This window comes from Miniphocaeibacter massiliensis (assembly GCF_900232905.1).
Classification (GTDB): domain Bacteria; phylum Bacillota; class Clostridia; order Tissierellales; family Peptoniphilaceae; genus Miniphocaeibacter; species Miniphocaeibacter massiliensis.
In genome coordinates this window covers 212293-226008 of record NZ_OCTQ01000003.1, presented here as the reverse complement: position 1 = coordinate 226008, position 13716 = coordinate 212293, and the positions used below count along the sequence as shown (strand labels likewise).

Genomic DNA, 13716 nt, shown 5'->3' with positions numbered 1-13716 from the left:
AAAAGTATAAAATTAAAGTATGGTATAATATGTTAATAACAATTATCAGAGGTGCTTATGAATAATACATTTATGAATATATTATCTATAATTTTTGTAGTAGGACTTATTATATATACTGCTTCTATATACAAGAGAAGAAATGCTGAAAAAAAAAGATTAGAAAAAATAGAAAAAGATAATCTTTGTTACTTATTTGTTAGTCCATATATTAACATAATATCTATTAACGGATATATTCCAATTCCTTTAGAAAAAAAAGATTGCCTAAATTTCAAAGCTATTCCTAAAAATTCTAGGGGATATTTGTTTGAATATACAAATATTGTTAATTTGAATTTTCAATATATAGAAAATCATGTTATTAAAAAAAATGTAACTACCGATAAAATAGAAGCCATTTATAATGTAAAGCCAGGAAGAGTTTATTACATATATGGTGATGATAAAAATGAAGAAAATATTATGTTTAAATTTGAAGACATAACAAAAGAGAGTAAATAATTTACTCTCTTTTTATTGATTTACACTAATGTCATTCCACCATCAGCTAATAAAAATTGTCCTGTTATATAGTTAGATGCATCTGATGATAAGTACATAATAGTCCCTATTAATTCTTCCATTTTCCCTAAACGGCCTGATGGATTATTTAAAAGATAATTTTCTACTAATTCTTTTTCATCTCCTAGTTCTCCTTCAAAAATACCAAGTCCAACTGAATTAACGGTTATACCATCTTTCATATATGTTGCTCCAACTGCTTTTGTAAGCCCTACCATTGCAGCTTTTGAAACGTTATAAGCATGTCTTACTAAGTTTTCATTTTTATTAAAGACTACCGCATTTGCTGAAGATGTATTTACAATTTTTCCATAACCATTCTTCTTCATTTCTGGGATTAAATATTTCATAGTCATATATGCGGATCTAACATTTATATTCATAGATTGATTCCACTCTTCTTCTGTTAAATCTTCAATAGATCCATGTTGTATAATTCCTGAATTATTAAATAGTATATCTAAACTTCCAAATCTCTCTACTATTTCTTCTGCCGCATTTTTTATACTATCTTCACTAGTGACATCACATTCAAACATAGCTACTGTATATCCTTTATTTCCCATTTCTTTAAATAATTCTTTTAAATCTTCTTTATTTTCTGATAAAATAGCTACTTTAGCACCACAATCGCCATATCCTAACGCTGCTGCTCTTCCTATTCTAGAAGTTGCACCAAAAACTACTGCTACTTTGTTTTTAAAATCAAAATAATTCATAACTCCCCCTTAATTGTTTATTTCTTATATTATGATAATAAATTATTTTAATAGGTATCTAACAATATATTATCGTTGTTAATACTATTATATACAATAGTTAACTATTTGAAAATGTTTTTTCGTATTCTATCTTATCTTTTTTATTCCAATGTATTTTATTATGAAATTATTTTCCTAATACATTAAAAACAGAGATATTCTCTCTGTTTTATACCAATGTAATTCCACCATCTACCAATATTAATTGACCTGTTACATAATTTGAAGCATCTGATGATAAATATAAAATTGTTCCTACCAACTCTTCCATTTTACCTGGACGTCCTGCTGGGTTTACTGCATTATAAGAATTCATAAACCCTTCATGTTTAAATAAAGTATTTTCTGTCATTTCTGTTTCAAATAAGCCTGGACCTACTGAATTAACTGTAATCCCATCTTTCATATATGTAGAAGCTACTGCTTTAGTTAAACCTACCATTGCTGATTTAGATACATTGTAAGCATGTCTTACTAGCTCATCATTTTTATCAAATAAAACTGCATTTACTGAAGCTGTATTTACAATTTTCCCATATCCATTTTTCTTCATTTCTGGAACTAAATACTTCATTGTCATGTAAGCTCCTCTTACATTTGTATTCATTGAATTATTCCATTGCTCAATTGTCAAGTTTTCAACCGAACCAGGTACAGCAATCCCTGCGTTATTAAATAAAATATCTATCTTTCCAAATTTCTTAACGATTTCCTTAGCTGCATTTTTTATACTTTCTTCACTCGTTACATCACATTCAAATGCCTCTGCTGTATATCCTCTATCTCTCATTTCTTTAACAAGAGTATCTAATTTTTCTTTTCTCCTCGCTAGCACCGCAACACTTGCTCCTGAATCTCCATATCCTAAAGCTGCTGCCTTTCCTATACCTGAAGATGCTCCAAAAACTACTGCTACCTTATTGTTAAAATTAAAATAGTTCATATTCTCCTCCAATAAATCTAACTTATATATTATAGATTTAATAATAAATTATTTAGTTATTTAACAATTTATTATTTCTATTAAAATTATTATAAACTATTTTTTAAATTTTGAAAAGGTTTTCTTGTTTGTCTAAATTTACATTAAAAAATCATCTACAATTTGCTGTAGATGATTTTAATATACTATTATTCCGCTTTTGTTTCTTTTGTAGGTTCAGTTTCTGTAGCTTCAGTAGCTCCAGTAGGCTCTGTAGACATTTGTTCTTCAGGTATTATTGTAATGACTATTTCACCTGTAAACTCATTAATATCGCCGTCTTTAATATCTCCTATATGCTGAATGTATATTTTCTTTCCTTTTTCTAAATCTTTTAATTTTGCTTCTTCATTCTTCTCATTATTAACAGATAACTTTTCTACTTTACCTTCTGTAAAAACATATTTTTTGCCTTTAAATTTGTCTTCATTTTCGTCAGTTGCAACTATAGTTATTTTGTTTTTTCCATCTGATTCTTCTATATTTTCTATAGTTGCTATAATATTGCTTGTTTTTGCAGCTATAGCTTCTGCCTCTTTTTTCTTTTGAGATGTATCATATATCCCAAATATTGAAAGAGCTAAAACTAAAACTCCAATTGTTATAAAAAATTTCTTCATTATATCCTCCATATGCTATTAAAAATTCAAAGATTATTATATCATTTATCTTATAATATTAAAACTAGAAGATTATCTATCTTTAATAAATTTATTAAAAACTTCTTCTAATATCCCATCATTATTATTGTATTTTCCAATATAATCAACCATTTCTTTCACTTCATCAACTGCATTTGATACTGAAATTGACAGTCCTGCAACTTTTAACATATCTATATCATTATGATTATCACCTATTGCTATTACTTCTTCTTTGTTAATATTCAAAATTTCGCACAAATTTTTGATTCCTTCTCCTTTGTTAACTCTTGGTGAATTAAATTCTAAATATCTATTAGACGAATAAGTAATACTAACTTCATGGTTAATAACTTCAATAATATTTTTTTTAAGATTTTTTAAAAATTCCATATCAGTTTTTTGAAATAATACTTTAGCTATATTTTCATTTTTCAAAAAATCTATACTATCTTCCACTATATCTATCCATTTAATATCTTTTTTAAGCATATATTCTTTTTCATCTTCACTTAAATTATAAACATATAAATTATCACTTGTATAAATTTCTATACAAATATCCTCATTTTTCCCAAATTCAAACAATTCTTTTGCTATCTTATAATCTAAGCCTTTAAAATATAAAATTTCTCCACTATTTGCTTCTGTTATAGTAGCACCATTTAAACCAATAATATATTCTTTATCTTTCTTATCATATCCTAGCCATCTAATTTCGTTTTGTAAAGAATAATGACCTCTCCCTGAAGCTGGTACAAATTTTATTCCATATTCCTCGTCTAATATTTTAACTATATTTAAGTTATTGTCTGGAATTTCACTTTGATCATTTAAAAAAGTTTCATCCATATCACAAGCGATTATTTTATATTTCATTTTTTCTCCTATACAGATGATTTTGTATTTTCTACTACTCTTTCGACCGACATTATTCCATCTACTGCCGAGCTCATTATACCTCCTGCATATCCTGCACCTTCTCCTATAGGATATAATCCTTTTATATTTACTGACTCATAACTTTCTTTATCTCTTAATATTCTAATAGGAGATGAAGACCTTGTTTCCACACCAGTTAGGATAGCATCATCTAGTGAAAATCCTTTTAATTTTTTATCCAAATTTATTATGGCTTCTTTAATAGAATCATTAATATTTTTAGGATATATCCTATTTAAATTAGATAGTTTGTAACTTGGCTTATAACTTGGAACAACCTCTCCAAGAATTGTAGTTTCAACATCTTCAATATAATCTTTTACTCTTTGTACTGGAGCAACATATTTTCCTCCACCTAGTTCGTAAGCCCTTTTTTCAATATCTTGTTGAAAATACATTCCCGAAAGAATTTCTGTTCCATAATCTTCTTCGGAAATATTTGCAATTATAGCACTATTAGCATTCTCCAAATCTCTAGAATGATAACTCATTCCATTTACACAAAGTTCATCTTTAAATGAACTTGCAGAAATTACCCTTCCTCCTGGACACATACAAAAAGTATATACTCCCCTTCCACTTTCACTTCTATAGGTTAGTTGATATTCTGCTGCAGCTAGCTTAGGAGAAGCAAAAGATTCTCCATACTGTGACTTATTTATTAAAATTTGAGGATGTTCTATTCTAAATCCTACTGCAAATGGTTTATTTTCGATTTTAATATTTTTAGAATGTATCATTTCAAAAGTATCCCTAGCACTATGTCCTATTGCCAAAAATAAATCTTCTGTTTCAAAATTACCTTTATTTGTTTTTATTCCAGTAACTTTACTATCTTTTATTAATATTTCCTCTAGTTTTGTTTCAAAATACACTTCACCACCAAAAGAAATTATCTTCTCTCTTATATTTTTCACAACATCTCTTAATAAATCTGTTCCAATATGTGGTTTCTGTAATATTAAAATTTCTTCTGGAGCACCGTTTTCCACAAATATGTTTAAAATTTCCCTAATTCTAAAATTATTAGACCTTGATGTTAATTTTCCATCAGAGAAAGTTCCAGCACCACCTTCCCCAAATTGAACATTTGATTCATAGTTTAACTTGCCAGTTTCCCAAAAACCCTCAATATCTTTCGCTCTTTCATCTACTTCTTTTCCACGTTCTATAATAATTGGATTATATCCATATTTAGCAAGCATATAGCCACAAAAAAGCCCAGAGGGTCCAAGTCCAACAACTATTGGTCTTTTATTAAATTTTTTAGTTGGTATTATATTAAATGTTTTTTCTTCAAATAGAGAAATATCATTATCTTTTAATTTAGAAAGTCTCTTTTCAGATAAATCAATATCTACTAAAATTTGATATACAAATTGTATGTTATTTTTCTTTCTAGCATCTATTGACCTTCTATATACATCATATGAAAAATTATCATATTTTATTTTTAATTTTTTCTTTATTTTATCTTTTAATTCACTTGTATCTTCATCTATCCCTAATTTTATATTATTTATTATTATCATTATTTTCTCCTATAACTAAAATAATACCATAAGTAATATATTTTCTAATATAAAAAAGAGATGAATATAGTCACCTCTTCTATTTATATTAGTTTTTATTCATAAAATACCTTTATATCTTTCCACTTTTTCTCCCATTTTTTATTCTTTACTCTATTAATATAGATATTCATTTTTCTTTTATTTTTTCTAAATTCAGGAGTAGGTCTTACTATTTTATTAAAAATATCTTCTAGTCCATAAGGAGCTATCCATTTATAACTATCTTTTTCAAATATTATCCCCACAGCTGTACAAGTTTCAGGAAATTTACTTATAGCTTCTTCTACATTCAAAAAAGCTTCACTACTAGAATGTATATGCATGTATACTTGGTTCTTTAATTCCCAATTATATTTAGGATAATTTTCTTTTAAACTATCTTCTATTTCACAAGTTTTTTCATAAGATATTTCCTTGTCATAGAATATTACATCTATATCTGTATCAAATTCCAACTCTTTTCCATCTATAATATTCCATAGGTTATTTCTAATTGCTCCAGCACATAGACAAGCTTCTTTTAACCCCAAGTTATCTATAATTCGTAATATTTCTTTTATTTCTCTACTATCCAAAAATTTTTCTAGTATATTTTCTTTTTTTAATACATCTATTTCTGACAAAATTAACACCTTTCTAAATATTATTTATTATAATATTGGAAATTCAAGATTGAAAAATAACCAACTATTTTTATATGTTGTTGTAATTTTCCCACCATGAGCACCTATTATTTTCGCTGCTATTGAAAGTCCCAATCCAAATCCTCCTGTATCTCTAGACCTAGAGTCGTCTGTTCTATAAAATCTATTAAATATTTTTTTCTCATCTTCTTTTGTAAAATTTTCTATTTTATTACCTATTTTTAAAGATGCTGTTTTTCTTATTTTATTTAAATTAACAAATATAGCATTATCGTCTTGTGCATATTTTATTGCATTATCAATTAATATATTAATAACTTGTTGAATTTGCTCATAGTCCGCCATTATTTTTATGTCGCCTTGTATTTCTGCTTTTATCGTTTTTCCTTTAATTTCTGCCCTACCTTTAAAATCTTTGCATACATTTTTCAATAATTCTGAAAAATTTATTTCTTCTTGAGTTTCAATGCTAGTTTCATCAGATTTCGAAAGTGCTAAGAAGTTTTTTATAAGTTTCTCCATTCTAACTAACTGTACCTTTGTACTTTCTGTCCATTCACTTTCTCCATTTAATATTTCAACCATTTCTGTATTTGCTGAAATTATAGATATCGGCGTTTTTAATTCGTGTCCAGCATCTGTTATAAAATGTCTTTGTTTCTCTTCATTATCTATAAAAGGTTGTATCACTTTTTTAGATAACATTGAGACTATAAGTATTACAAGACCACTTATTGTTGCTCCTATAATAAGTGAAGATTCCAAAATCACTTTTTGAGCTTGTAAGTCACTAACAGTATCTAAGAATATAACCATTTCTCCATTTTCTGTAGATTCCACATTATAACGATATTTTTCAATATATCCCTTACTTTTATTTTCATTTATTATTTTTTCAGAAAGTTCTTTTGCCTTTGCTTCATTTTCTTCTGCTATTCTATCAACATTTATTTCTGTAAGAATCTTATTTTTATCAAAAACTACGTAGAAATATCTAATTTTATATGGTGTATCTTTAGTAATTTCTGCTTCATCTAATTTTTGTAAAATACTTTCAAGATCTTTTATGTCAAAGTCATTTTTTTTGCTATATGCCTTATATATCGCCGAGATTTTCAAATCTGCTAATTCTCTTGTTCTGTTCATAGTAACTATATTTAATATGAACATAGTTAATCCTAGAACTAATAATAGTGATAATGTTGTTACTAAAATAAAGTTTTTTCTTAATCTTCTATACATTTTTTATCCCTAATTTTATTCCAAATTCTATATCTCCAAATATTCGATACTCTGACTCCAGTTCTTCAAATTTTTTATTTATATATGCTATATATAATTTAATCTTAGACAAATTTTTTTCACTTTCATCCATGTCTAAAACCGTTAATATTTGTTCATATTTTAATGTCGCATCCATATTAGATATAAATTTATTTATAATTTTTACTTCTTCACTATTTAGTATTAATGTTTTATTGTCTTTTTCAAATTTATTTCCAGAGATATTATAATTTATATCTCCTATTTTATAATTATCTATGTAGTTTGTATTTCTCCTTGTTAGTGCTTTTAATCTTGCTATAAGTTCATTAGTCTGAAAAGGTTTTGCTAAGTAATCATCTGCTCCAGATTCTAGACCATCAATTTTATCTGAGTTTTCCCCTTTTGCAGTTACCATAATTATTGGTGTCAATATATTTTTACTCCTTATTTCCCTTAATACTTCAACTCCGTCTTTTTTAGGCATCATTATATCTAGTATTATAGCATCATAATTATTATTAACCGCAAGGTTTAATGCTTCTTCTCCATCATAAGCATTATCTACTATATAATTGTTATATTCTAATATTGTAGATATGGCTCTAGCTAATTGTATTTCATCTTCTGCATATAAAAGTCTCACTTAAATACCTTCACTTTCTATGAATGTCATAATTGTTTCTAAATTTAAGTCTGTTGTTGCCATCTCATCTGCACATTTTTTTAATTCTTCTTTAAATAATTCTCTCTTACTTATATCTTTTTTATACATTAGCTGATGCTCTAAGCTAGCCCAGCAATCCATAGCTATTGTTCTTATTTGAAGTTCTACATATATTTTTTCTATTACACCATTTATTTCTACAGGTAAGGACAATATAATATGATAACTTCTATATCCATTTTTTTTAGGCTTATTTATGTAATCTTTTTTTATAACTACTGTAATATTTTCTATTTCTTCTATCTTTTTTATTATATATTTTACATCGCTAATAAAAGTACATACTATTCTAAATCCACAAACGTCTTGTATTTCATTTAATGAATTTTCTAAAGATACTTCTAATTTTTGTCTTTCTAATTTTTCTTTTACGCTCTTTGGGTGTTTTACTCTATATTTAACATGTTCTATTGGATTTCTATCTTCTAAAACTAAATGTTTTTCTCCCATACATTTAATCTTTTCATATATTATTTCCATGGCCTTTTCTATATATTTTAATTTATCTTCATAAAATTCTTTATATCCTCTATTTTTTAAGTATTCTAATTCCATTTTAAGCCTCCCCTTTAATTATATAGTATCTTTATTAATTTTTTCTTAATAAATGCTACAATTTTTTTAAATTCGTTACTTGCAATAAAAAAAGGCTGTACTCAGCCTTTATAGTCCAGTTTCATACCCCATAGATTCTAATATATCTATTGAATTTTTCCTGATATTTAATATTCTATTGAGATTATCTGATGATACTGTACTTCTAAGCTTTCCACTTTCTAAATATTCATTCATTGGAACAACTTCAAGTATTTTCTTACCTTCATTTTTCTCTTCTTTAACCCAAGTTGGACTAATTTCTATATTTTTTATTACAGCTTCATTTTCTGAAGATTTCTTTTCTATATTTAAGTTAACAAATACTCCTGCTTCTGTATTAGAATTTTTAGAATATCTTTCTCTTTGGCCAGATATTGAATTTCCCATTGAGTATATAATATATTTTTCTTTCCCATCTTTTTCTACTTTTTCAATTGGTTGTATAACATGAGGATGACTACCTAAAATAACATCTGCTCCCCAATCTAGCATTTTATGCCCCAACTCTTTTTGAAAATCGTTAGGTTTAGTAGAATATTCCACACCCCAATGTGGGAAAATAACAATAAAGTCCGCTTTTTTATCTTTTAAAGTTTCTATATCTTTTTTTATTTCTTCCTCGTTTAAGGGACTTATCATACTTTTTTCATCTTGCTTTAAATTTCCTTCCACCCCATTAAAGCTTTCTGTATATGCTAAAAATCCTATTTTTATATTATTTACTTCCTCTATTAAATATTTTTTATTTTCTCCTTTTTTCCAAGTTCCGGTATGTTTTATTCCGTTTTTATCAAAAGCATCTATAGTATCTTCTATTCCTACTTTTCCTGAATCTATACAATGATTATTAGCTGTCGTTAGAATATCAAAACCCGATTTTTTTAAATCTTCTATTGCTTTTTCTGGTGTATTAAACATTGGAAATCCACTCATTTTCCTACTAGGTGTTGAAGTTGTTTCAAAATTTCCTATCATTAAATCAGATTTTATTATTTCATCTTGCATTTCTTGATAAAAATGTGAAAAATCATAATTTCCATCTGAATCTTTAACATCTCTAAATGTCCAAGGATGATACATAATATCCCCTGTAGCAGTTATTTTTGCAGTATAATTTTCTTCATTAGCTTCTATATCATTACTAATCAATTTCAATTTTTCTGTTTTACTACTACAACCTGTAAATATAATAATAATTAATAATAATAAGCCTTTAAAACTTTTCTTCATATTTTAACCTTCCTCTTCCTTTGTTTTTTTCAACATTAAAATTTATATATCAATGTTATCCTGATATAATGAATTATAACAATCAAACTATTTTTATAGGTTACAATAAAGATACAATATTATTTGTATATTCTGTAGCTATATTGTTGTTGTACTTATTTACTTTACTGTGATATAATAGTTGGAATTAATTATATTTATGAATGGGGAGATACGAATGGCAAAAAAGTTTAAAAAAATATTAGTCGCAAATAGAGGCGAGATAGCTGTAAGAATATTTAGAGCTTGTTCAGAACTAGGAATTAGATCTGTAGCCATTTATTCTGAAGAAGACAATACTGCTCTTTTTAGAACTAAAGCAGATGAGTCTTACGAGGTAGGATTTGGTAAAACTCCTTTAGAAGCTTATTTGGATATGAATGAAATCATTTCCCTAGCTAAAAACAAAGGGGTAGATGCTATACATCCAGGATATGGATTTTTATCAGAAAATAAAGAATTTGCAAGAAGATGTGAAGAAAATGGAATCACTTTTATAGGTCCTAGCTATAACGTATTGGATAGTTTAGGGGATAAAATAAAATCTAAAATAGTAGCAAAAAAAGCTGAAGTTCCTACTATCCCAGGTGTTGATAAGCCTATTAGAACTAAACAAGATGCTCTAGACTTTGCAAAAGAAGCTGGATATCCTGTTATGATTAAGGCTGCTGCTGGCGGTGGTGGTAGAGGGATGAGGATAGTTGAAAAAGAAGAAGATTTAATTCCCGCTTTTAGAAATGCTCAATCCGAGGCTAAAAAAGCTTTTGGTATAGATGATATGTTTATAGAAAAGTATTTAAAAAAGCCTAAACATATAGAAGTTCAAATACTTGGAGATAAACACGGAAATATTGTTCACTTATTTGAAAGAGATTGTTCTATTCAAAGACGTCACCAAAAAATAATCGAATATACTCCTGCATTTTCATTACCTACAGACTTAAGAGAAAAAATATGTGAAGATGCTTTAAAAATAGCAAAAAGTGTAGATTATTATAATGCTGGTACTGTAGAGTTTTTGGTAGATGCTGACTTAAATCATTACTTTATAGAAGTTAATCCTAGAGTACAAGTTGAGCATACTGTAACTGAATTAGTTACTGGAATAGATATTGTTCAATCTCAAATTTTAATTGCTGAAGGTCATAGCTTAGATAGCGATGAAATTGGTATCCGTTCTCAAGATGATATAAAAGTTAATGGCTATTCTATTCAATGTAGAGTTACGACTGAAGACCCTGCTAACGACTTTGCTCCAGATACAGGAAAAATAGATGTTTATCGTTCTGGTTCTGGTTTTGGAGTTAGACTTGATGTTGGTAATGCTTATGTCGGTTCAGTTGTTACTCCTTTCTATGATAGTTTACTTGTAAAAATAACTTCTAAATCAAGAACTTTTAAAGATACAATAAACAAATCGAAAAGAGCTTTAAAAGAATTAAAAATAAGTGGTGTTAAAACTAATATTCCTTTCTTGGTTAATGTTCTAAACTCTGAACAATTCCAACAAGGTACTTGTAATACTGGTTTTATAGAAAATAATCCTCAATTATTTGATGTTAAACCAAGAAACGATAGAGAATTAAAAGTATTAAATTTTATCGGTGAAAATGTTGTAAATAACAAAAGCAGAATAAATACTGAATTTGATATACCCATAAACTTTGATGACTTAAATAATTCAAGTTTTGAGTCTGGCACTAAACAAATTTTTGATTTAAAGGGTGTGAATGGCTTAATCAACTGGGTTAAAGGTCAGCAAAAAACTTTGTTAACAGATACTACATTTAGAGATGCACACCAGTCACTACTCGCTACAAGGGTTAGAACTACAGATATGTTAAGGGTAGCTCCTGCTGTTAGCAACTATATGAGTGACTTATTCTCTCTTGAAATGTGGGGAGGTGCAACATTTGACGTTGCATATAGATTTTTGCAAGAAGATCCTTGGATTAGACTTAAAGAATTACGTAAGAGAATACCTAATATATTATTCCAAATGTTGCTACGAGGAAATAACACTGTAGGATATAAAAACTATCCAGATAACGTAGTTAAAAGATTCGTAAAGAAATCTGCTGAAAATGGTATAGATATATTCAGGGTTTTTGATTCTCTAAACTGGATTGAAGGTATGCGTTATGCTATGGATCAAGTTTTAGAAAATGATAAAATCTTAGAAGGTACTATGTGCTACACTGGAGATATATTAGACGAAACTAGAGATAAATACACTTTACAATATTACGTTGATATGGCTAAAGAATTAGAAAAAATTGGTAGTCATATAATCGCTATAAAAGATATGTCTGGTTTATTAAAGCCATATGCAAGTGCCAAGTTAATTAAAGCTCTTAAAAATGAAGTTTCTGTACCTATCCATCTTCATACTCATGATACTACTGGAAACGGAGTTGCTACTGTATTAATGGCCGCTGAAGCTGGAGCTGATATAGTAGATACAGCATTTAATTCTATGGGAGGTTTAACTAGCCAGCCAGCTCTAAATTCTGTTGTAGCTGCTTTAGAAAATACTCGTAGAAGTACTGGTGTAAACTTAGACAATGCAGAATTGATTTCTAAGTATTGGGAAGCTGTAAGACCTGTATATGCTAATTTTGAATCTGATTTAAAATCTGGTTCTACTGAAATATACAAGTATGAAATTCCTGGAGGACAATATTCAAACTTCAAACCTCAGGTTGATAGCTTTGGTTTAGGACATAGATTTAAAGAAGTTAAGGATATGTACAAATCTGTAAATGATATGGTTGGAGATATTGTAAAGGTTACTCCTTCTTCTAAAATGGTAGGAGATTTTGCAATCTTTATGGTTCAAAATGATTTAACTCCTGAAAATATTGTGGAAAAAGGTAAATTCTTAGATTATCCAGATTCTGTAGTAACTTATTTTAAGGGTATGATGGGTCAACCTTTAGGAGGTTTCCCTGAAGATATACAAAAAATTGTATTAAAAGGTGAAGAACCTATTACTGTAAGAGCTGGTGAACTTTTACCTGATGAAGATTTTGATGCCAACAAAAAATATTTAGATGAAAAATATGGTATCACTGCAACTGAAGAAGATTTATTAGCATATGCATTGTATCCTAAAGTTTTCGAAGATTATTTAGATAATTTAAAGCTAAGTGGAGATTTATCTCATGTTAGTAGCCATGTGTTCTTCCATGGAATCAACCTAGGACAAACTAGAGAAGTTGAAATAGAAGAAGGTAAGACATTAATAATCAAACTTGTTGAAATGAGCGAAACAGATGATGAAGGTTATGTAACTTTAGCTTTCGAAATAAACGGTAATAGAAGAGAAATAAAAATATTTGACAAAGATAGTAAGAAAACTGCAGATAATACTTACTTACAACTTGCTGATCCTGACAACGAACTCGAAATTGGTTCTAGTATTCCTGGAACTATACTAAAAGTTTTAGTTAATGTTGGGGATAAAATTAAAGCTGGTGACCCTTTAATGGTAGTAGAAGCTATGAAAATGGAAACTAATATAGTTTCTCCTGTTGATGGTACTGTTGAATCCATAGTTGTTAAAGATAGTGAGATGGTAGAAGCTGGTCAATTACTTTTAAGATTAGAATAATTAAAAGCGGTATGATAATTCATACCGCTTTTTGTTTTCAATATATATAATAAAAATTTATCTATCTTTTTATATTTAAAATCATTACTTTCTTAACTTATGTTATATTATAATTAAAGTTAACTATTTAATACTTTAA

General features: G+C 27.8%; 12 protein-coding genes. 2 read left to right on the top strand and 10 right to left on the bottom strand.

Going from position 1 to position 13716, the window contains the following annotated elements:
• The first annotated feature begins 57 nt into the window (after nt 1-57).
• On the top strand, nt 58-504 hold the full coding sequence (locus CS899_RS07335) for a hypothetical protein (RefSeq protein ID WP_100065536.1): 447 nt from the start codon (nt 58-60) through the stop codon (nt 502-504).
• 20 nt (nt 505-524) lie between these two features.
• Here CS899_RS07335 and CS899_RS07330 read toward each other — a convergent pair whose 3' ends face one another.
• From CS899_RS07330 to CS899_RS07285, 10 genes are all read right to left on the bottom strand, one after another.
• Nucleotides 525-1283: an SDR family NAD(P)-dependent oxidoreductase gene (locus CS899_RS07330; RefSeq protein ID WP_100065535.1), complete on the bottom strand. Its 759-nt coding sequence runs from the start codon at nt 1281-1283 to the stop codon at nt 525-527.
• Between the two features lie 211 nt (nt 1284-1494).
• Entirely contained in the window at nt 1495-2268 is a 774-nt protein-coding gene (locus CS899_RS07325) for an SDR family NAD(P)-dependent oxidoreductase (RefSeq protein ID WP_100065534.1), read from the bottom strand.
• Between the two features lie 188 nt (nt 2269-2456).
• Nucleotides 2457-2927 (bottom strand): hypothetical protein, encoded by a 471-nt coding sequence (locus CS899_RS07320; protein WP_100065533.1) that lies wholly within the window; start codon nt 2925-2927, stop codon nt 2457-2459.
• Between the two features lie 72 nt (nt 2928-2999).
• Nucleotides 3000-3827, bottom strand: coding sequence for an HAD family hydrolase (locus CS899_RS07315; RefSeq protein WP_100065532.1), 828 nt, complete (start codon nt 3825-3827; stop codon nt 3000-3002).
• 8 nt (nt 3828-3835) lie between these two features.
• Nucleotides 3836-5422: an NAD(P)/FAD-dependent oxidoreductase gene (locus CS899_RS07310; protein ID WP_100065531.1), complete on the bottom strand. Its 1587-nt coding sequence runs from the start codon at nt 5420-5422 to the stop codon at nt 3836-3838.
• Nucleotides 5423-5517: 95 nt separating this feature from the next.
• Nucleotides 5518-6087, bottom strand: a complete 570-nt coding sequence (locus CS899_RS07305) for a nucleotidyltransferase family protein (protein ID WP_164995886.1) — start codon at nt 6085-6087, stop codon at nt 5518-5520.
• Nucleotides 6088-6114: 27 nt separating this feature from the next.
• Nucleotides 6115-7350, bottom strand: coding sequence for a sensor histidine kinase (locus tag CS899_RS07300; RefSeq protein WP_100065529.1), 1236 nt, complete (start codon nt 7348-7350; stop codon nt 6115-6117).
• Nucleotides 7343-8017 (bottom strand): response regulator transcription factor, encoded by a 675-nt coding sequence (locus CS899_RS07295; protein WP_100065528.1) that lies wholly within the window; start codon nt 8015-8017, stop codon nt 7343-7345. The genes CS899_RS07300 and CS899_RS07295 overlap by 8 nt, the downstream gene beginning before the upstream one ends.
• Nucleotides 8018-8653 carry a GTP pyrophosphokinase gene (locus CS899_RS07290; RefSeq protein ID WP_100065527.1) on the bottom strand — a complete coding sequence of 212 codons (636 nt, stop codon included), beginning with the start codon at nt 8651-8653 and terminating at the stop codon, nt 8018-8020.
• Nucleotides 8654-8761: 108 nt separating this feature from the next.
• Nucleotides 8762-9925: a CapA family protein gene (locus CS899_RS07285; RefSeq protein ID WP_100065526.1), complete on the bottom strand. Its 1164-nt coding sequence runs from the start codon at nt 9923-9925 to the stop codon at nt 8762-8764.
• A 217-nt stretch (nt 9926-10142) separates the two neighbouring features.
• Here CS899_RS07285 and CS899_RS07280 point away from each other — a divergent pair, with 217 nt between their 5' ends.
• Nucleotides 10143-13577, top strand: coding sequence for a pyruvate carboxylase (locus tag CS899_RS07280; RefSeq protein WP_100065525.1), 3435 nt, complete (start codon nt 10143-10145; stop codon nt 13575-13577).
• The last annotated feature ends 139 nt before the right edge of the window (nt 13578-13716 follow it).